Origin of the sequence: Tistrella mobilis (genome assembly GCF_039634785.1) — a bacterium.
GTDB classification, from domain to species: Bacteria; Pseudomonadota; Alphaproteobacteria; order Tistrellales; family Tistrellaceae; genus Tistrella; species Tistrella mobilis.
The window spans coordinates 198,299-218,680 of record NZ_JBBIAB010000007.1 but is presented as its reverse complement, the minus strand read 5'-3'; the positions used below and the strand labels follow the sequence as shown (position 1 = coordinate 218,680).

Genomic DNA, 20,382 nt, shown 5'->3' with positions numbered 1-20,382 from the left:
AGAGCTTCCGGCATTAGAAAAACAAGTGTTTGGTAGTTTTAAGGCCGGGCTGCTTTCGGCCTGGACAGGCGGGAAGATGCAGGCCAGAGTCGATGGAATGAACCAAACAATGGTTTGTTTAATTGCCGCCCGCCCGGGTCAGCCCGGCGGGAAGAGCCAGACGGAGGACACGCAGGAGATGACCGTGGTGACGCAGCCGGCCCTCTCTGACCGGACGGGATCCGGGGAGAGCGAGGGTGCCCTGGACCGGCCCGACGACATCCATGTCTATCTGCCCGAGATCTGGGCGGTTCATGCCCGCCATTTCCCCCGGAAGGACGCCATCGTCTGTGGTGCAGACCGGCTCAGCTGGCGCGATTTTGACCAGGCGATGAACCGGCTGGCCAATGCCCTCCATGCCCGCGGGCTCGGTCGCGACGACAAGGTCGCCGTGCTGCTCGGCAACGAGGTCATGACCATCCCGGTGATGTTCGGCGTGGTCAAGGCGCGGGCCTGTCTGGTGCCGCTGTCGGCCATGCTGACGCCCGACCAGCTGGCCCATCTGATCACCGATTCCGGGGCGACCACCCTGATTGTCGCCCCCGGGCTGATCGACCGGATCGCGCCGGTCAGGGAGAGGCTCGACCGGGTGGCGCCGGACCGCTTCGTGGTGCTGGGCCCCGAACAGCCGGGCTGGACCGCTTACGACGCGTTTCTGGGGGAGGCGCCGGTGACCCAGCCGCCCGTGCGCTATGCCCTGGATGACCCGTTCAACATCATCTACAGCTCGGGCACCACGGGCCTGCCCAAGGGCATCGTGCAGACCCACCGGGCGCGGCAGCACTGGTCGTTCTCGAACGCGATCGAGATGCGGTTCGACCAGACCTCGCGGGCGCTGACCACCACCGCACTCTATTCCAACGGCACCTGGCTGATGGTGCTGCCGGTGCTGTTCACCGGCGGCACGCTCCATATCCTGCCGCAATTCGACCCGGCGGCTTTCCTTGAGACGGTGGCGCGGGAGCGGATCACCCACACCTTCATGGTGCCGACCCAGTATATCCTGACCCTCGCCTGCCCGGCGCTGGATCGCGCAGACCTCTCCAGCCTGAAGACCATGCTCTCGGCCGGATCCCCCCTCAGGCCCGACACCAAGCAGGCGGTGCTGGCGCGGATGGGGCCGGGGCTTTACGAGCTTTACGGCCTGACCGAAGGCTTCGCGACCATGCTGAAGCCCGAATTCCATGCGACCCGGCTGAGCTCGGTCGGCACGCCGGTGCTGGGTTTCGAGGTCCGGATCATCGACGACGAGGGGCGCGAGTTGCCGGCAGGCGAGGCGGGCGAGATCGCCGGTTATGGCGCCGGCATGATGGCCGGCTATCACGGCCGGCCCGAGGCGACCGCCGCCGCGATCTGGCGGGACGAGCGCGGCCGCAGCTTTATCCGCACCGGCGATATCGGCAGGCTGGACGAGGCGGGCTTCCTCTACATCCTCGACCGCAAGAAGGACATGATCGTCTCGGGCGGCTTCAACGTCTTCCCGACCGATGTCGAGACCGTGCTGGGCGGCCATCCCGACGTGCTCGACGTGACGGTGATCGGCGTGCCGCATGAAAAATGGGGCGAGGCGGCGCTGGCGCTGGTGATCCCGCGCGACGACGCCCGGGTCACGGAGGCCGATCTTAAGGCCTGGGCGAATGACCGGCTGGCCAAGACCCAGCGCCTGGTCGGGGTGGAGTTCCGCACGGAATTTCCGCGCAACGCGCTCGGCAAGGTGCTGAAGCGCGAGCTGCGCGCGCCCTATTGGGCGGCGGAGGGGCGGGTGATCTGATCGGCGGTCGGTTGCCTGGCCGCGGTCACGCCCGCGCCGGCCGCTGCGATATCTCGAGCGCGAGCATGGCGACCACCACGAAGGCGAGCGAGGCGGCGGGCAGCAGCAGCGGCCCCGCCCCGCCATGCACCGCCACACCCACGCCCGAGCCCAGCGACATGCCGGCATAGAGCGCGGACGCATTGAGCGCGAGGGCGAGGCCGGCGCGATCGCCGGCCAGATCGACCAGGCGCTTCTGCTGCGGGGCCATGAACGACATGGCGGTGATCGCCCAGACCGACATCAGCAGATAGAGCGGAACCAGCCCGCCCGGCACCACCAGTGCCGCGGCGAAGCCCAGGCCCAGGGCGGTGAGGGTGATGCGCAGCGTGCCGACGGCGCCGAAGCGGCGTTCCAGCACGGCACCCAGCGCATTGCCGATCAGCCCGCCGGCGCCGTAGATGAACATGGCGGTGGGGACCGCGGTTTCGGGCAGGACGCGGCCGCCGGCCTCGGCGACGGCAGTCATCCAGGGGGCGAGCAGGGCGTAGGTGACGAAGATGCCGGACATCTGCATCAGCGGCACCACCAGCGCCATGCCGATCCGCCGGTCGACCATCATGCGCAGCAGCACTCTTGCACCCGAGCGGGAGCCGCGCAGCCCCCCGGGCACGGTCGCGCGCACCGCCAGGGCGACCAGCACCGCAATCGCCGCGATCCCCCAGGTGACGCCGCGCCAGCCGATCGCGATCCCGGCCATGCTGCAGATCGGCACGCCGATCACCACCGCCGCGGTCATGCCGCCGAAGACGGTGGCCAGTGCCGAGGCCCGGCGATCCTCGTCGACCAGAATGGCACCGGTGGCCGAGACGGTCGGGCCGACCAGACCCGCCCCCAGCGCCATCACCGTGCGGCCGGCGACCAGCATTCCGTAGCTTTGCGCCAGAGCACAGAGCACGGCACCCAGACACACGCCCGCAAGCCCCGTCATCACCATCCGCCGCCGGTCGCGATCGCCGAACAGGATCTGCATGGCGGGTGCGGCCAGCGCATAGGTGATGGCGAAGGCCGTGACCAGCCCGCCCACGGCCGAGGGGGGAAGGCTGAGGTCGGCGGTGAGCGGCTGGGCGAAACCGATCACCGACATGGAGGCGACACCCACGGTGAAATAGCCGCCGGCCAGGGCCAGCAGGGCAGGAAGACGGCGGGTGGCGCGGGTGTGAGGGGGCATGCGGAGGTCCTGTGCGCCCGGGAAGGCGGGGGGCGGGGCGGTTGCGATGGAATGCCGGGAGCGGAGATCGGATGGCTCCGGCCGTTGAAGCTGCCTTCGGCCCTGGCATAATTCAAATCGATGTTTCGTATAGGAAGGATAACCTGCATGGATCTGCCGCGGCATGATCTGGGCCTGCTGCTGTCGCTGGATGTGCTGCTGGCGGAACGCAGCGTCACCCGCGCCGCCCGCCGGCTGGGGATCAGCCAGCCGGCACTCTCGGCCCAGCTCGCCCGGCTGCGCGACCTGTTCGACGACCCGCTGCTGGTCCGATCCGGCCGCACATTGGTGCCGACCAGCCGCGCCGAGGCGCTGCGCCAGCCGCTCAATCGCCTGCTCGACGAGCTTCAATCTCTGGTTGCCGCGGAACTGCCCTTCGATCCCATGGCCGGGCCGGTGACGGTGCGGGTGATCGCTACCGACTATATTCACGCCGCGGTGACCGGCCGGCTGGTTGCGGCCTTCGAAGGCCGCGGCGACGGGCCGGCCTCCGATGCTCGGGTGGTGCCCGATACCCGGATGGTGCCCGATACCCGGGTGATCATGATGGCCCACGATCCGCAGCGCAGCCGTCAGGATCTGGAAGAGGGGCGCGCCGATCTGATGATCGCTTCGGAGCCGCTGCTGCCCCAGGGGGCGATCCGCAGCCGGCTGTTCGACGAACGCTTCGTCGTGGTGCAGCGGCGCGGCCATCCGCGCGGCACCGGCCCCTTCGACCTGGATGAATTCTGCCGCCTGCCGCATGTCCTGGTCTCCCCCGTGGGCGGCGCGCTCCGCGGGGTGACCGACGAGGCGCTGGCGGCTCTGGGGCGAACCCGACGGATCGCGGCCTCGGTGTCGAGTTTCCTGCAACTGCCGCCGCTGCTGGCCCGCAGCGATCTGATCGCGATGGCGCCCGAGCGTCTGGCCATGGCCTGCGCCCGCGATCTAGACATCTTCGAGCCGCCGGTGACCGTGCCGGGGTTCACCATCCATCTGGCCTGGCATCCGCGCCGCGACCGCGATCCCCGGATCTGCTGGCTGCGCCGCGAAATCCAGGCGCTGCATCTGTGACCGCTTCGGCCCGGCCGTGCTATATCTCCGCCGTCACATTCGTGCAGGAAGGCGGCCCCGTCATGGCGAAATCCGGGAAACCCACGGCATCCACCCGCGCCACCCAGGCCCTCGCCCGGGCCGGCATCGCCTTCGAGACGCTGACCTACGACTATGATCCCGATGCCGAGCGTATCGGCCTGCAGGCGGCCGAGGCGATCGGGGAGCCGCCGCGGCGGGTGCTGAAAACGCTGATGGCCGAGGTCGACGGCCGCGCGGTCTGCGTGGTGGTGCCGTCGGATCACGAGGTGAGCATGAAAAAGCTCGCCCAGGCCTTCGGGGGCAAGGCGGCGGTGATGATGCGCCCGACCGATGCCGAGCGCATCACCGGCTATCATGTCGGCGGCATCAGCCCCTTCGGTCAGAAGAAGCGGGTACCGACCGCGGTCGAGGCGGCGGCGATGGCCGAGCCTTATGTCTTCGTGAATGGCGGCCAGCGCGGGCTTCAGGCGAAGCTCGCACCGGCCGATCTGGTCCGGGCGCTGGGCGCGGTGACCGCGCCGCTGATCGCCTGATCCCGTCAGGCGGATCCGAAGCCCAGCCTGTCGGCCAGGAACCGCCCCGCTTCCATGGCGCCGGCCTGGGAGATGGTGTGGCCGAGCCCGGGCTCGAACCGCGCCTCGACATCCACCCCGGCCGCGGCCAGCCGTTCGGCGGCCAGCCGGCTCTCTTCCGCCGGCACCACCGGATCGGCCAGGCCGTGGATCAGCAGCAACGGCGTCAGATGCGCCGGCGTCAGCGGATCGGCCGTGCCGAGCCGCCCCGAAAAGGCGACGCCCGCCGCCACCGGCCAGCGGCCGCGGGCGATGCCGTCCAGCAGCATCATCGAGCCCTGCGAGAACCCGACCAGCGCCACCCGGTCCAGCCGGTCGCGAAAGCCCTGCCCGGTCACGATCCGGTCGACGAGCGCATCGAAATCCGCCCGCGCCGCGGCAATCCTGGCGGCCCGGTCGGCGGCCGTGATCGACCCGATCGAGAACCATTGAAAGCCGGTCGGCGCCTGGTCGAAACGGTGCGGCGCATCCGGCGACACGAACACCGCCCCCGGCAGCGCCCCCTGCCAGAAATGCCCGAGTGGCTCCAGATCGGCGCCATTGCTGCCGACCCCGTGGAGCAGGATGACGAGGGCGGTGGCGGTCATGCCCCCGGCACGCCCTTGGTGGTGGAATATTCGAAATGCATCACCTCGCCCGGGCGGCAGATCTCGCGGGCGGCATGGGTGGCCGAGGCGGCCTCGGCGAAGCCCGAGAGGATCAGCTTCAGCTTGTGCGGGTAGCGGGCGATGTCGCCGATGGCGAAGATGCCGGGCAGGCTGGTCGACATGGTCGCCTGCTCGACCGTGATGTGGTTCTGGTCCAGGGCCAGGCCCCAGGTCAGGATCGGGCCCAGATTCATCGACAGGCCGAAGAAGGGCAGCAGCACGTCGGCCTCCAGCCGGCGGACATTGCCGTCCAGATCGGCGACCGTTACGGCATCCAGCCGGCCGGTTTCCGGATCACCCTCCAGGCCGTGGAGCTGGTAGGGTACGACCAGTTCGATCTTGCCCTGGGCCGCCAGGGCATGGAGCTTGGCCACGCTTTCCGGCGCGCCGCGGAATTTCGGGCGGCGGTGGATGACCATGATCGCAGCGGCGATATCGGCAAGTTCGATCGCCCAGTCCAGTGCGCTGTCGCCACCGCCCGCGATCACCACCCGCTTGCCGCGGAAGGCTTCCTTGCGGGCGACACGATAGAAGACCGAGTGCTCCTCATAGGCCTCGATGCCGGCGAGCGGCGGCCGGTTGGGGCCGAAGGCGCCGACGCCGGCGGCGATCAGCACCGCCTTGGCCTGGATCTGCGTGCCCTTGTCGGTGCCCACGATCCAGTCGCCCGACGCCTCGTCGCGGGAAAGGTCCGTGACCTGCTGGCCCAGATGCCAGGCCGGGTCGAAGGGGGCGGCCTGGGCGGCCAGCTGGTCGATCAGGGCCTGCGCCTCGATCTTCGGCCAGCCGGGGATGTCGTAGATCGGCTTTTCCGGATACATCGCGCTGCACTGGCCGCCGACATGCGGCAGGGCGTCGACGACATGCGTCTTCAGCTTCAGCATGCCGGCCTCGAACACCGAGAACAGGCCGACGGGGCCGGCCCCGATCACGGCGATATCGGTCTCGTGCCGCCCGCCGGGCTGGGTTGCGACGATGTCGCCGGCGGCACCCGGCGCGATGCCATAGGCGGCGGGATCGAAAGTGGTCGAGGTCGCGGTCATCGGACTCCGGTTTCCGTATCAGGTCGACAATGGATGCGGACCGGCGCCAGGCGCCGCCCGTTCCCCAGATGGGGGCGATCTTGTGGCTAGTCCATCCGGCTCGGCAACCACAATACGATCCTGGCGGGCCGGATCGGCCTGCCGCTCCCGGACCACCGGGCACCGGACAGCCCGCGGGTCGAGAATTTATCACGCCCAGGTTGAATTCGGCAGCCATTCCGGACCGTAGTGCCGGTTTTTTGCCCGGGGGATCGCCAGGCGGAACGGAATCCGGCGACAGCCGGGTCAGATCCCGGCCTGCCCCCGGGCCATGTCGCGCCTCAGCTGTCGGGCATAGGTTTTATAGTCCACCTCCAGCGCGTAGCGCGGGCTGTCGAGCCAGGTACGGCGCTGAACGGCGTGATGACGGGCGATTTCGCGGCGCTGATCCTCGGGCCCTGCCGGGGCCATCGCACCGGACAGCAGGCTGGCGAGCCAGCGGGCCTGGATCTCGACCAGTGGAATTGTCGGCCCGATCGGCTGCACCAGCCCGGCGAAGGCGAGGCCGGGGCAGGCGGGGGAGAGGATGCGGCGATAGAGCGCCGGCCGGCTCTCGTCGCCGAGGGCCTGCCGGGCGAGATCGGGATCGAGGAAGGGGAAACTGGTCCGGTAGCCGGTGGCGTAGATGATCGCGTCGAAGGGATCCCGGTCACCGTCGGTGAAGACCACGCCGTCGCCGTCCAGCCGGGCGATGTCGGGGCGCACCGTGATCCGCCCATGGCCGATCGCCGGCAGCAGATCCTGGCTGAGCGTCGCGTGTTCCCGCCACATCGGATGGGCCGGACGCGGCAGGCCGAAGCGCCGCTGATCGCCGACCCCCAACCGGATCAGTCGGGCCATGATCATGCGGGTCAGCCGGGTCGGCAGATGCAGACGGCGCGAGAGGAGCGCCGACCAGCGGTCGACCGGCACACCCATCAGGTATTTGGGCATGATCCAGGCGCCGCGGCGGGTGGAGATCGCGACATGGGCGGCCCGCCGGCACAGGTCGACCGCGATGTCGACCGCCGAATTGCCGAGGCCCACCACCAGCACGCGCCGCCCTTCGAAGGGATCGCTGGTGCCGTAGTGATGGGCATGCAGCGTCGTGCCGTCGAATTCTCCCGGGAACTCCGGCAGGCGCGGATCCCAGAGATGGCCGTTGGCGACGACGACATGGCGATAGGCGATCCTGCGGCCGTCGGACAGCGAGACCTGCCATCGCCCGTCTTCCATCGGCATCACCCGGGTGACCGAGGTGCGGAAGGTGATCAGGGGGCGGATGCCGAAATGGTCGGCATAGGCCTCCAGATGGGCCAGGAACTGGGCGTGGGAGAGAAAATCGGGCAGGTGTTTCGGGATCGGGAAATCCGGATAGCCCAGATTGTCCCGGCTGGTGTCGATATGCAGCGCCGCATAGGCCGAGGACATGCCGTTGTCGTTGCGATAGCGCCACATTCCGCCGATATCGGAGCCGGTTTCGTAGCAGGCGAAGGCGATGCCGCGCTCCTTCAGCGCCTTGGCGACCGCAACGCCCGACGAGCCGGCGCCGATGATGCAGATGTCGGGACAGCCGGTGCCGTCCTCCTCGCCCCGCCGTTCAGGGGCCGGCATGGTCGCCCCGCTCATGCCTTCCCCCTGCTCATACCTTCCCCCCGTCATGGGCCAGATGATCCGCAATGATGGCATCCAGGCCGGCATCCGCGCGGATGCCCAGCGGGCCCGCGCGGCCCGAGACGAAGCGTTGCGGCCAGCTGCCGACGATGCGGACGAGATCCGGTTCCGGCGCAAAGCTGACCCGGCCGCGGGCGCCTGCCGCCCTGACCCGGTCGGCAAGCGCACCGATGGTGGTGGTGAAGGCCGGCAGGTTGAGCACCCGGCCCGGCGGCAGATCGACTTCCGCCACCGCCTGCAGGCGCAGCAGTCCCGCCACCACCGCCCCTGCCGAGGCGAGCGGCACGGGGGTCTCGGGCGGCAGCGGAGAGACGGCGTCGCGGCCGGCCAGAGGCTCGCGGATCAGCGCCGCGATCCGGTCGGAAACCGCGGGCGTCGGTGCGCCGGGGCGGGTGACCACGATCGGCAGACGCAGGGAGCGGCCGTCGATGCGGCCGCGGCGCGACAGATCGGCCAGCATCAGTTCCGCAATCGCCTTGTGGGTGCCATAGCCGGTGGCGGGCAGCGGCCGGAGGTCGTCGCCGGTTTCGGCAGGCAGGCTGCCGCCGAAGACCGCGATCGAGCTGGTGAAGATCAGGCGCGGCCGGCCCTCCGCCGCCTCGGCCATCCGGCGCAGCGCTTCGACATTCACCGCCCAGGCGGCATCGGGCGCGCGTTCGGCATCCAGCGTCAGGCTGGCGGCCAGATGGAAGATCACTTCGGCCCCCCGTGCCCCCAGGGCCGCCGCCCCTGCCGGATCGGCGAGGTCGGCCGCCAGGCAGGTCACCGGCATTACCGCGCCTGCCGGCGCTTCAGGCGCCTTCAGATCCACCAGCTCCAGCCGGCTGGCGGGCCCCGTGCGGCCGTCCGGCCCGGCAATCGGGGCGCCGGCGGCGATCGCCGCGGCCAGGCGCCGGCCAAGAAAACCACCGGCGCCGGTGATCAGGACGCGCGTCATGGGCAAGCCTTCCTTCCCTTGGGCGTGAACCGGTTGATCCGGCTCGATTTAATTAACATACTGCCAAGTAGGATGTATTTCGGCAAGCGCTGCCCGCCCCTGGTCCCTGCTCTGGTCCGCAGGGGCGGCTTGCCCTAGGATGCCCGGCGAGGAAGAGCGCGGAGGACGGCGTGGCACGACGCGGACGCAGGATCGACGAAGCCGAGGCGGCGAGCCGTCGCATGGAACTGCTGGAGGCGGCGGCCAACTGCTTCATGCGCACCGGCTATCACGCCACCAGCATCGACGACGTCGCCCGGTCGATGGGCTGCACCAAGGGTTTCATCTACCACTACCACGCCACCAAGACCGATCTGTTCTTCGACGTCCACCGCGAGGGCATGCGGCGGCTGTTCGCGGCGGTGGAGCCGGCCATGGCATCTGCCGGCGATGCGCTGGCGGTGCTCCGCGCCATGCTGCTGGCCCATGCCCGGGCGATGATGGATCACCATGCCTTCGAAACCGTGGTTGCCCAGGGCGTACAGATCCATCGCTTCGGGGCGACCACCCCCGATCAGCGCCGCACCCTGGACGATCTGATCGCCAGTCGCGACCGTTTCGAAGCCCTGTTCAAGGCCCAGACCCTGCGCGCGGCCGAGGCGGGGCTGCTGGGGCCGGTCGCCCCCTCGATCGCGGTCAAGATGATGCTGGGCGCGCTGCAATGGTCGATCTTCTGGTATCGCCCCGAAGCCGATGCCGGAGAGGGGGCGCGCGACCGCCTGGCGGAGGAAATGGTCCGGACGATCATCGATGGCCTGCGCGCGCGGCCCGCTGCGGGGTAGACTGCCTGGATAACGAAAAAGTCCAGGGAGGTTCCGGAGGATGCAGACCGTCGGTGACGAGGCCCATCCCGACATCCGGGCGGCGGTGCGGGCGCTCTGCGCCGGTTTTCCGCCTGAATATCACCGCAGGGTGGATGCCGATCGCGCCTATCCCGAGGCCTTCGTCGAGGCCCTGACCCGCGCCGGCTGGATGGCGGCCCTGATCCCGGAAGAGTATGGCGGCGCCGGGCTGGGCCTGGCCGAGGCCTCGGTCATCATGGAAGAGATCAACCGCTCGGGGGGCAATTCCGGGGCCTGCCACGGCCAGATGTACAACATGACCACCCTGGTCCGGCATGGATCCGAAGATCAGCGCCGGCGCTATCTGCCGGCGATCGCGGCGGGCGAGCTCAGGCTGCAGTCGATGGGCGTCACCGAGCCCGGGGCCGGCACCGACACCACCCGCATCCGGACCACCGCGGTCCGGCGCGGCGACCGCTGGGTGATCAACGGCCAGAAAGTCTGGATCTCGCGCATTCAGCATTCCGACCTGATGATCCTGCTGGCCCGGACCACGCCGCTTGATCAGGTGGCGAAGAAATCCGAGGGGCTGTCGATCTTCATCGTCGATCTGCGCGACGCGATCGGCCGCGGGCTCACCGTCCGGCCGATCGCCAACATGGTCAATCACGAGACCAACGAGCTGTTCTTCGACGAGCTGGAGATCCCGGCCGAAAACCTGATCGGCGAGGAGGGCCAGGGCTTCCGCTACATCCTGACCGGGCTGAATGCCGAACGGGTGCTGATTGCGGCCGAATGCATCGGCGACGGCTACTGGTTCATCGACAAGGTTTCGGCCTATGCCTCGGAGCGGCAGGTTTTCGGCCGGCCGATCGGCCAGAACCAGGGCGTGCAGTTCCCGATCGCCGAAAGCTTCATCGAGGTCGAGGCCGCCAATCTGATGCGCTGGGAAGCCTGCCGCCTCTACGATGCCGGGCAGCCCTGCGGGGCCCAGGCGAACATGGCGAAATACCTGGCGGCCAAGGCCTCGTGGGAGGCGGCCAATGCCTGCATCCAGTTCCATGGCGGCTTCGGCTTTGCCGCCGAATACGATGTCGAGCGCAAGTTCCGCGAAACCCGGCTCTATCAGGTGGCGCCGATTTCCACCAACCTGATCCTCGCCTATGTGGCTGAGCATGTGCTCGGCCTGCCGCGGTCGTTCTGACGGGGGGAGGGGGGGCCTGATGGATCCGCTGGCACGGCCGCTTGAAGGCCTGACCGTGATCGCCCTGGAACAGGCGGTTTCGGCCCCGTTCTGCACCGTGCGCCTGGCCGATGCGGGGGCACGGGTGATCAAGATCGAGCGTCCCGAGGGTGATTTCGCCCGTGGCTATGACGACGTCGCCCATGGTGAAAGCAGCTATTTCGTCTGGCTGAACCGGGGCAAGGAGAGCCTGGTGCTCGACCTCGCCCAGGCTGCGGGGCGGGCGGCCTTCCGCGAGCTTCTGGCCCGGGCCGATGTGCTGGTCCAGAACCTGAAGCCGGGCGCGCTGGCCCGGATGGGCTGTGCGGTCGCGGATCTGCGGCGCGATTTCCCGCGGCTGATCATCTGTTCGATCAGCGGCTATGGCGAGACCGGGCCGCTCGCCGACCGCAAGGCCTATGACATGCTGGTCCAGGCGGAAGCCGGATTGTGTTCCATCACTGGCGGGCCGGACGCGCCGGCGCGGGTCGGCACCTCCATCGTCGACATCGCGACCGGGGCCACCGCTCATGCCGCCATCCTTGAGGCGCTTATCGCGCGGGGGATCAGCGGCCGGGGGGCGGCGATCGCGGTCTCGATGTTCGACGTCGCCGCCGACTGGCTGACCGTGCCGCTGCTGCATCAGGAAGGCGGGCGGCCGCCGCGGCGGGTGGGGCTGTCCCATCCCTCGATCGCGCCCTATGGCACCTTCCGCACCCGCGACGGCGCCATCCTGCTGGTCGCGATCCAGAGCGACCGGGAATGGGCGGCCTTCGTGCGCGAGATTGCGGGGCGGCCCGGGCTTGCGAGCGATCCGCGCTTTGCCGGCAATCGCGGCCGGGTGGCGCATCGCGCCGAGGCCGATGCGGTGGTGGCGGCGGCGATCGGCGCCGATGACGGCCCGTCGATCCGGGCGCTTCTGCAGCGCGTGGGGATCGCCTTCGCCGACCTCAACGACATGGCCGGCCTTGCCGCCCACCCCCATCTCCGCAGGATCACCGTCGACACGCCCTCGGGGCCGGTCGCCATGCCGGCCCCGGCCCCGGTCTTCGATGGTCCGCCCCGGCGCTACGGGCCGGTGCCGGCGCTGGGTGAGCATCTCCCTCTCGATCCGGAGGCGACATGACGACCGGCATCGACCTCGATCATCTGCGCGGCTGGATCGGCCGCCAGGAGACCACGACCGAAGCGGTGACCCCCGATCTGGTCCGGCGCTTCCGCGCCACCTTCGACATCGGCGGCCCGATCCCGCAGCCGGGAGAGGCGGCCCCCCGGCTGATCCACTGGTGTCTGGGGCAGCCGGCCGTGGCCACGGCCGCCCTCGGCCCCGACGGCCATCCCGCCCGCGGCGGCTTTCTGCCGCCGGTGCCGCTGCCCCGGCGGATGTGGGCGGGCGGCGCGGTCCGCTTCACCGGCGATCTGCGGGTGGGCCAGGTGATGGAACGTCTGTCGCGCATCGCCGATGTCGCGCTCCGCGAGGGGCGGAGCGGCAGCCTGTGTTTCGTGACGGTCGAACATCTGATCTCGGCCGCCGGCCGGGTGGTGGCGACCGAGCGCCAGGACATCGTCTATCGCGCGGCCCCCGACCCCGCCGCAGGGAGGCCTGTGCCCGCACCGAAACCGGCCCCCCTCAATCCTGCGCCCGCCGGCCGTCATCACCGTCCGGCAGAGATCGGCCCGGCGCTGCTCTTCCGCTATTCGGCGCTCACCTTCAACGGTCACCGCATCCATTACGACAGGGATTATGCGACCGTTGTCGAGGGCTATCCCGGCCTCGTGATCCACGGGCCGCTGCAGGCGACCCTGCTGTTCAACTATGCAGCCGGCCTCGACGGCCGCGCCCCCGACCGGTTCAGCTTTCGCAGCCTGTCGCCGCTGTTCGACGCCGACCCGGTGCGCCTGCATGCTTCCGAGACCGAGGACGGGTTGAAGCTCTGGACCGCGCGTGACGGCGGGCCGGTTGCGATGACGGCGGAGGCGGGATGGGACTAGGACACATGCGGGCAGAAACAGGGTTTTAAAATGTTATAGTATAACATAACATAATTGGTCTTCCGATACAGGGACCAGTTCCATGCCCACCCCGTCAGTCTCCCATCCCCCCACGGACACACGCCTGCCGGTCACCGTGCTCTCGGGCTTTCTCGGCGCCGGCAAGACCACGCTGCTCAACCATATCCTCGGCAATCGCGAGGGGCGGCGGGTGGCGGTGATCGTCAACGACATGTCCGAGGTGAACATCGATGCGGCCCTGGTCCGTGCCGGTGCCGCCGGGCTGACGCGCACCGATGCAAAGCTGGTGGAGATGAGCAATGGCTGCATCTGCTGCACACTGCGCGAGGATCTGCTGATCGAGGTCGGGCGGCTGGCGCGGGCGGGACGGTTCGATCAGCTGGTGATCGAATCCACCGGCATCTCGGAACCCATGCCGGTGGCGGAAACTTTCACCTTCGCCGATGAAGAGGGCCGCAGCCTGGGCGATCTCGCCCGGCTCGATACCATGGTGACCGTGGTCGATGCCTGCAACTTCCTCCGCGACTACGCTTCACGCGATGATCTTCAGGATCGGGGCGAATCCATGGGTCCCGAGGACCGCCGCAAGGTGGTCGATCTGCTGATCGAGCAGGTCGAGTTCTGCGACGTGATCGTGCTCAACAAGACCGATCTGATCACGCCGGCGGATCTGGGCCGGCTGACCGGCATCCTGCGCAGTCTGAACCCCCGCGCGCGAATCGAGATCGCGGCCTTCGGCCGGGTGCCGCTCGACCGGGTGCTGGCCACCGGCCTGTTCGATTTCGCCGCCGCGGCCGAGGCGCCGGGCTGGCTGCGCGAACTGCGCGGCACGCATGTCCCGGAGACCGAGGCCTACGGCATCGGCAGCTTCGTCTATCGCGCCCGGCGGCCCTTCCATCCGGGGCGGTTCTTCGCCTGGATCGGCCGCGAATGGCCGGGTGTCGTCCGCTCCAAGGGCTTCTTCTGGCTGGCGAGCCATCCGGTGCTTGCGGGAACATGGTCGCAGGCGGGCGCCGTGGCCCGCCATGGCGTCGCCGGCCATTGGTGGGCCGCCCTGCCGCCCGAGGACTGGCCCGAGGATCCCGCCCATGTCGAGACCATCCTGAAGAGCTGGGATCCGCAAACCGGTGATGCCCGTCAGGAGCTGGTGCTGATCGGCATTGCGATGGACGAGGCACGTCTGCGCGCCGGTTTCGATGCCTGCCTGCTGACCGATGCCGAGATGGCGGCGGGGCCTGCCGCCTGGACCGCGCTCGACAACCCGTTTCCGGGGTGGCCCGACCACCCGGCCAGTCTTTGAGGATGATGCACGCGTGATCCGCAGGAACCCGCGCGGCGATCTGCCGCGTGTCCACCCCGATGCCTTCGTCGACCCGACGGCCATCCTGTGCGGGCTGGTGATCGTCGAGGCGGATGTCTTCATCGGCCCCTATGCCGTGATTCGTGCCGACGAAATGGATGCCGACGGCCATATCGAGCCGATCGTGATCGGCGCGCATTCCAACATCCAGGACGGGGTGGTGATCCACTCCAAATCCGGCGCCGCGGTCACCATCGGCGAGCGGACGTCGATCGCCCACCGGGCCATCGTCCACGGCCCCTGCCGGGTGGGCAATGGGGTGTTCATCGGCTTCAACAGCGTGCTGTTCAACTGCACGGTCGAGGATCGCTGCGTGGTCCGGCACAACGCCGTGGTCGATGGCTGCCATCTGCCGGCGGGCTTCTACGTCACCTCCACCCAACGCATCGGTCCTGCGACAGATCTTGCCCGGCTGCCGCGGGTCTCCGCCGATGCCAGCGAGTTCTCCGAGGACGTGGCGCGCACCAACAACGCGCTGGTCCGCGGCTACAAGATTATCCAGAACGAGTTCTGAGACCCGATGACCCAGACCACGCCCATCACCGTCACCCTGCCCGACGGCGCACGCCGCAGTTTTCCGCACCCGGTCACGGTGATGGAGCTGGCCGCCGCCATCGGTCCGGGCCTGGCCCAGAGAACCCTTGCCGGCACGATCGACGGCCGCCTGGTCGATGCCTCGGATCTGATCGGGCATGATGCGGCGGTCAGGATCATCACCCCCGCCGATCCCGAAGGGGTGGAGATCATCCGCCATTCCTGCGCCCATCTGCTGGGACAGGCGGTCAAGCAGCTTCATCCGACGGCGCGGATGGTGATCGGGCCGGTGATCGAGGACGGGTTCTATTACGACATCGCCGCGGAACGGAGCTTCACGCCCGAGGATCTGGCGGCGATCGAGGCGCGCATGGCGGAGCTGATCGCCCGCGAGCGCCCGGTGGTGAAACGCGTGCTGCCGCGGGACGAGGCGATCCGGATCTTCACGGCCCGCGGCGAGGACTACAAGCTCAGGCTGATCGCGGACATGCCCGACGAGGCTGCGCTCGGCCTCTATTTTCACGACGACTATGTCGACATGTGCCGCGGCCCGCATGTCCCGAACACCCGCTTCCTGAAAGCCTTCCGGCTGACCCGGATCTCGGGCGCCTACTGGCGCGGCGATGCCCGCAATCCGCAGCTTCAGCGGATCTACGGCACCGCCTGGGCGGACCGCGCGGCGCTCGACGCCCATCTCTCCCGCCTTGCCGAGGCCGAGGCGCGCGATCACCGCCGGCTCGGCCGGGACCTCGACCTCTACCATTTCCAGGACGAAGCGCCGGGGGCGGTGTTCTGGCATCCCCGCGGCTGGGTGCTGTTTCGGGAGCTGCTGGCCTTCATGCGTCGCCGTCAGGCGGCCGCCGGCTATGTCGAGGTCAACACGCCCGATGTCATGGACCGCGGCCTCTGGGAGACGTCGGGTCACTGGCAGAACTATCGCCGGCATATGTACACCACCGAAACCGGCGACGGCCGCGCCTTTGCGCTGAAACCGATGAACTGTCCCGGCAGTGTGCTGCTCTATCGCCACGCCCTGAAGAGCCATCGCGACCTGCCGCTGCGCATGGGCGAGTTCGGCAAGGTGCATCGCTACGAGCCGTCGGGCGCGCTGCACGGGCTGATGCGGGTGCGCCACTTCACTCAGGACGATGCCCATATCTATTGCACCCCGGCGCAGGTCGATGACGAATGCCGTGCCGTCATCGCCCTGGTGCTCGACGTCTACCGTGCCTTTGGCTTCGAGGACGTCACCATCAAGCTGTCGACCCGGCCCGAGAGCCGGATGGGATCGGATGCCGACTGGGATCTGCTGGAAGGTGCGCTCGCGCGCGCCCTCGAAGGTCTGGGCCTTGGCTGGCGGACCAATCCGGGGGAGGGGGCGTTTTACGGGCCGAAGCTTGAATTCGTGCTGCATGATGCGATCGGCCGCGACTGGCAATGCGGCACGCTGCAGGTCGACATGAACCTGCCGGAACGTTTCGACATCGACTATGTCGACACAGACGGCGTCCGGCGCCGTCCGGTCATGCTGCACCGGGCGCTGTTCGGCTCGCTGGAAAGGTTCATCGGCATTCTGGTCGAACATCATGCCGGCCGTCTGCCGGTCTGGCTCGCCCCGGTGCAGGCGGTGGTGCTGCCGGTGTCGGATCGCCACGCCGCCTATGCGAGGGGCGTAGCGCAGGCCCTGGCCGGTGCCGGGATCCGGGCCGAGGCGGATCTGCGCAACCAGCGCCTGGGCTGGCGGATCCGTGATCAACGCCTGCAGCGCATCCCCTTCCTGCTGGTGGTGGGCGATGCCGAAATGGCGGCCGGGCAGGTCGCGATCACCGCCCGCGACGGCGAGGATCCGGGACGGCTGCCGCTGGCCGGGGCCATGGCGCTGCTGGCGGAACACGGCCGGGCGTCGGATCTGGCGACCGGGGCGGCGGCGCAGGACGCGCTTCTGCGGGAGCTGATGCCCGCGGCGGTGCCGGCGTGACGGGGGCGGCCGATCTTCTGGTGCGGGGAGGCGTGGTCGTCACCCCCGGCGGGCGCATGCGGGCCGATATCGCCTGCCGGGGCGGCCGGATCGTGGCCATCGGCGACCTGGGCCAGGCCTGCGCAGCGGCGACGGTGGTCGAGGCGGCGGGCCTGCATGTGCTGCCGGGGGTGATCGACAGCCAGGTGCATTTCCGCGAACCGGGGCTCACCCACAAGGAGACGATCGGCGCCGGCACCCGCGGCGCCGTGCTGGGCGGGGTGACCACCGTCTTCGAGATGCCGAATACCAGTCCGCCCACGCTCACCGCGGCGGATCTGGAGGCCAAGCTTGCGATCGCGGCCCGCGATGCCTGGTGCGATCACGCCTTCTATATCGGCGGTGCCGCCGCCAATGCCGGAGATCTGGCCCGGCTGGAGCTGTTGCCGGGCTGTGCCGGGGTGAAGGTGTTCATGGGCAGTTCCTTCGGCGACCTGCTCGCCGATGACGAGGCTGTGCTGCGCCGGATCCTGGCCAGTGGCCGGCGCCGGATGGCGGTGCATGCCGAGGACGAGGCACGGCTGCGCGCGCGGCGCGCGATCGCAGAGGCTGCGGGTGATGTGCGCCTGCACCCGGTCTGGCGCGACCCCGAAAGCGCGCTGATCGCCACCCGTCGCATCGTCGGCCTGGCGGCAGAGGCCGGGCGGCTGCTGCATGTGCTGCATGTCTCGACCGCCGAAGAGATGGCCTTTCTGGCCGGGCACAAGCCCAGGGTCAGCGTCGAGGTCACGCCCCACCATCTGACGCTCGATGCGCCGGATTGTTATGAGCGGCTGGGCAGTCTGGCCCAGATGAACCCGCCGGTGCGCGAGGCCGCTCACCGCGAGGCGCTCTGGCGTGCCGTGCGCGAGGGCGTGGTCGACGTGCTGGGCAGCGACCACGCCCCCCACAGCCGGGCCGAGAAGGCGAGGCCCTATCCGTCCTCTCCCAGCGGCATGACCGGGGTGCAGACCCTGCTGCCGGTGATGCTGGATCATGTCGCGGCCGGGCGGTTGAGCCTGGAACGGCTGGTCGATCTGGCCGCGGCCGGGCCGGCGCGGATCTTCGGGATCGCCGGCAAGGGCCGGATCGCGGTCGGGTTCGATGCCGATCTGGTGCTGGTCGACCTTGGGGCCCGCCGCCGGATCGCCGATGCCGACATTGCCAGCCTGGCCGGTTGGACGCCCTATGACGGGCTGACGGTGACCGGCTGGCCGGTGGCGACGGTACTGCGCGGACAGGTGGTGATGCGGGAGGGCGAGGTCATCGGGGCGCCGTGCGGGCAGCCGGTCCGCTTTCTCGACGTGCCCGTCAGCCCATCGGCCCCTGCCTGAGCAGCCTGACCATCTCGCGACCGATCTCGGCCGGGGTCTTGCGGCCCGGGCGATACCAGGTCCGCGCCCAGTTGAGCATGCCGAGCAGGCCCAGCCGGAACATCCGCCGATCGGCCCCTGCGGGCAGCGGCAGGGCATCGACGAAGGTGGCGAACATCCGCTCATAGGCATCGCGCTGGGCGATCAGCCGTTCGGTCGCCTGGCCGAGCTTGGTGGAGTATTCCGGCGTCACCACCGAGGCGAAGCCGTTATCGGCCAGCAGGGCGTCCATATGGCCCGCGGCAGCGGCCTCCAGCCGCTCCCACGGGTCGGTCACACCCTTGACCGCCTCGCGGACCGAGTCCGTGATCTGGCGCACGCCTTCGTCGTGGACGGCGACGAACAGATCCTCTTTCGACGGAAAGTGATAATAGACCGAACCGGGCAGCATGCCGACCGCCCCGGCGATGTCGCGCATCGAGGTCGCCTCGTAGCCCTGGCTCGAAAACAGCTGGGCGGCCGCTTCCAGCAGCTTGTCCCGGCGGTTGTTCTGGCGTTGCGCCTCGCTGCCTTCGGTCTCGATCGCCATGCCCGTGTCTCGCCCCTGCACTGAAGCCGCCTTCATCCTCCGGCCGCGCCTCCGAACCAAACGCCGATTGAATTGCCGCCATCCTGTATAGGCAGCCCCGCTCCCGGCGGCAAGCCGGCGGATCCGCGCAGCCGCTGGTCCGGCATTTAACAAACGATTGTTTGGTGATGGTCGACCTGATAGCCTCGGACCAATGCCACCAAACATTCGTTCGCTCAATCCCCAATCTCACCCGGGACCGAGGCCGCGACAAGATGACCGTCGACTACGACCCCCGCGATCCGCAGATCCGCAATGATCCGTTCCCGGCCTTTCGTCGCCTGCAGGACGAGGATCCGGTGCAGTGGAACCCGCATCTGCGCGCCTGGGTCATCACCCGTTATGCCGATGTCCGCAAGGTGGCCCTGAACAGGCGGATGTCTCCCGACCGGCTGACGCCGTTCTATGACAGTCTGCCCGAGGCGCGGCGCAGTGTGGTCGGAGAGCTGATCCGCTATCTGAACCTGTGGATGGTGTTCCGCGACCCGCCCGAGCACACAAGGCTGCGGCGGCTGATGAACGAGGCCTTCACGCCCAGGGCCGTGGAGCGGCTGCGGCCCAATGTCGAGCGGATCGTCGGCCGGCTGCTCGACGATCTGCTGCCGCGGGGCCGGATGGATCTGGTGCGGGATTTCGCCTATCCCCTGCCGGCGACGGTGATCATGGACATGCTGGGGGTGCCGCACCACCAGCTGGACCGGTTCAAGGACTGGTCCGACGATCTGGCGCTGTTCCTGGGCAGCGCCCGCGACGTGCCCGACAAGTACGAGCGCGCCCGTCGCGGGGCCCTTGAGATGTCGTCCTATTTCCGCGAGGTGATCGCCGATCGCCGCCGCCGGCCGGGCGAGGACGTGTTGAGCGCCCTGATCGCCGCCGGCACGCCCGAGGAACGGCTGACCGAGGATGAGTTGATCGCCGCCGCCATGCTGTTCCTGTTCGCGGGCCACGAGACCACCACCAACCTCATCTCCAACGGCATCTATTCGATGCGGATGCATGCCGGTGCCTGGGCGCGGCTGGTGGCCGATCCCTCGCCCGGGCTGCTGGCGACGGCGGTGGAGGAATGCCTGCGCTATGACGGCCCCTCGGGCGGCATCGCCCGGGTGGTGCGGGTGACGCACGAGATCGAGGGCCGGGAACTGAAAGAGGGCGACCGGGTCTTCGCGATGCTGAACGCCGCCAATCGCGACCCGCGGGTCTTCGAGGCGCCGGACGACTTCATCATCGACCGCAGCCCCAACCGCCATCTGACCTTCGGCCAGGGTATCCATTTCTGCCTGGGCGCGCCGCTCGCCCGGCTGGAAGCCGAGATCGCCTATCGCGAGATCGCCCGCCGAATACCCGACCTCACCCTCGGCACCACCGCGCCCGACTGGCATGATTCGCTGATCATGCGCGGCATCACCTCGCTGCCGGTGCACTTCCGGCCGGTCAAATCGGCGGCGGCCTGAGGTAAGCTGGGGGCTCAATC

18 protein-coding genes are annotated in these 20,382 nt (G+C 69.2%); 12 read left to right on the top strand and 6 right to left on the bottom strand.

What is annotated here, in order from left to right:
• Positions 1–178: 178 nt before the first annotated feature.
• The gene (locus WI697_RS12530) at positions 179–1,810 is read left to right on the top strand and encodes a class I adenylate-forming enzyme family protein (RefSeq protein ID WP_345958688.1); all 1,632 of its coding nucleotides are present in this window, start codon (positions 179–181) and stop codon (positions 1,808–1,810) included.
• Between the two features lie 25 nt (positions 1,811–1,835).
• Here WI697_RS12530 and WI697_RS12525 read toward each other — a convergent pair whose 3' ends face one another.
• Entirely contained in the window at positions 1,836–3,020 is a 1,185-nt protein-coding gene (locus WI697_RS12525; protein ID WP_345958687.1) for an MFS transporter, read from the bottom strand.
• A 147-nt stretch (positions 3,021–3,167) separates the two neighbouring features.
• Here WI697_RS12525 and WI697_RS12520 point away from each other — a divergent pair, with 147 nt between their 5' ends.
• Both WI697_RS12520 and ybaK read left to right on the top strand, forming a co-directional pair.
• Positions 3,168–4,112, top strand: a complete 945-nt coding sequence (locus tag WI697_RS12520; RefSeq protein WP_345958686.1) for a LysR family transcriptional regulator — start codon at positions 3,168–3,170, stop codon at positions 4,110–4,112.
• Between the two features lie 62 nt (positions 4,113–4,174).
• Positions 4,175–4,666 (top strand): Cys-tRNA(Pro) deacylase, encoded by a 492-nt coding sequence (ybaK, locus tag WI697_RS12515; RefSeq protein WP_345958685.1) that lies wholly within the window; start codon positions 4,175–4,177, stop codon positions 4,664–4,666.
• A 5-nt stretch (positions 4,667–4,671) separates the two neighbouring features.
• Here the strand turns inward: ybaK and WI697_RS12510 are convergent, their stop codons facing one another.
• The 4 genes from WI697_RS12510 to WI697_RS12495 all read right to left on the bottom strand — a co-directional run bounded on the left by WI697_RS12510 (position 4,672) and on the right by WI697_RS12495 (position 9,024).
• Positions 4,672–5,292: an alpha/beta hydrolase gene (locus tag WI697_RS12510; protein WP_345958684.1), complete on the bottom strand. Its 621-nt coding sequence runs from the start codon at positions 5,290–5,292 to the stop codon at positions 4,672–4,674.
• Positions 5,289–6,395, bottom strand: coding sequence for an NAD(P)/FAD-dependent oxidoreductase (locus WI697_RS12505; protein WP_345958683.1), 1,107 nt, complete (start codon positions 6,393–6,395; stop codon positions 5,289–5,291). The genes WI697_RS12510 and WI697_RS12505 overlap by 4 nt, the downstream gene beginning before the upstream one ends.
• A 285-nt stretch (positions 6,396–6,680) precedes the next feature.
• The gene (locus WI697_RS12500; RefSeq protein ID WP_345958682.1) at positions 6,681–8,042 is read right to left on the bottom strand and encodes a flavin-containing monooxygenase; all 1,362 of its coding nucleotides are present in this window, start codon (positions 8,040–8,042) and stop codon (positions 6,681–6,683) included.
• A gap of 13 nt (positions 8,043–8,055) precedes the next feature.
• Positions 8,056–9,024, bottom strand: coding sequence for an NAD-dependent epimerase/dehydratase family protein (locus WI697_RS12495; RefSeq protein ID WP_345958681.1), 969 nt, complete (start codon positions 9,022–9,024; stop codon positions 8,056–8,058).
• A 170-nt stretch (positions 9,025–9,194) separates the two neighbouring features.
• Between WI697_RS12495 and WI697_RS12490 the strand changes: the two genes are divergently transcribed.
• The 8 genes from WI697_RS12490 (at position 9,195) to WI697_RS12455 (ending at position 18,304) form a co-directional block, all read left to right on the top strand.
• Entirely contained in the window at positions 9,195–9,845 is a 651-nt protein-coding gene (locus tag WI697_RS12490) for a TetR/AcrR family transcriptional regulator (protein WP_345958680.1), read from the top strand.
• Between the two features lie 40 nt (positions 9,846–9,885).
• Positions 9,886–11,049 (top strand): acyl-CoA dehydrogenase family protein, encoded by a 1,164-nt coding sequence (locus WI697_RS12485; RefSeq protein WP_062768830.1) that lies wholly within the window; start codon positions 9,886–9,888, stop codon positions 11,047–11,049.
• Between the two features lie 19 nt (positions 11,050–11,068).
• Entirely contained in the window at positions 11,069–12,193 is a 1,125-nt protein-coding gene (locus WI697_RS12480; RefSeq protein WP_345958679.1) for a CaiB/BaiF CoA transferase family protein, read from the top strand.
• Positions 12,190–13,059: an FAS1-like dehydratase domain-containing protein gene (locus tag WI697_RS12475; protein ID WP_345958678.1), complete on the top strand. Its 870-nt coding sequence runs from the start codon at positions 12,190–12,192 to the stop codon at positions 13,057–13,059. Before WI697_RS12480 ends, WI697_RS12475 begins: the two co-directional genes overlap by 4 nt.
• 82 nt (positions 13,060–13,141) lie before the next feature.
• The gene (zigA, locus tag WI697_RS12470) at positions 13,142–14,380 is read left to right on the top strand and encodes a zinc metallochaperone GTPase ZigA (protein WP_345958677.1); all 1,239 of its coding nucleotides are present in this window, start codon (positions 13,142–13,144) and stop codon (positions 14,378–14,380) included.
• Positions 14,381–14,393: 13 nt separating this feature from the next.
• Positions 14,394–14,954, top strand: a complete 561-nt coding sequence (locus WI697_RS12465; RefSeq protein WP_062768818.1) for a gamma carbonic anhydrase family protein — start codon at positions 14,394–14,396, stop codon at positions 14,952–14,954.
• 6 nt (positions 14,955–14,960) lie between these two features.
• Positions 14,961–16,952, top strand: a complete 1,992-nt coding sequence (gene thrS / locus WI697_RS12460) for a threonine--tRNA ligase (RefSeq protein ID WP_345958676.1) — start codon at positions 14,961–14,963, stop codon at positions 16,950–16,952.
• The gene (locus WI697_RS12455) at positions 16,949–18,304 is read left to right on the top strand and encodes a dihydroorotase (RefSeq protein ID WP_345958675.1); all 1,356 of its coding nucleotides are present in this window, start codon (positions 16,949–16,951) and stop codon (positions 18,302–18,304) included. Before thrS ends, WI697_RS12455 begins: the two co-directional genes overlap by 4 nt.
• Here the strand turns inward: WI697_RS12455 and WI697_RS12450 are convergent.
• A complete protein-coding gene (locus WI697_RS12450; protein WP_062768809.1) occupies positions 18,282–18,872 on the bottom strand; it encodes a TetR/AcrR family transcriptional regulator in 591 nt (196 codons plus the stop codon). The genes WI697_RS12455 and WI697_RS12450 overlap by 23 nt on opposite strands.
• Positions 18,873–19,126: 254 nt before the next feature.
• Between WI697_RS12450 and WI697_RS12445 the strand changes: the two genes are divergently transcribed.
• Complete coding sequence (locus WI697_RS12445) at positions 19,127–20,362, top strand: cytochrome P450 (RefSeq protein WP_345958674.1); 1,236 nt, start codon at positions 19,127–19,129, stop codon at positions 20,360–20,362.
• Positions 20,363–20,382 lie beyond the last annotated feature (20 nt).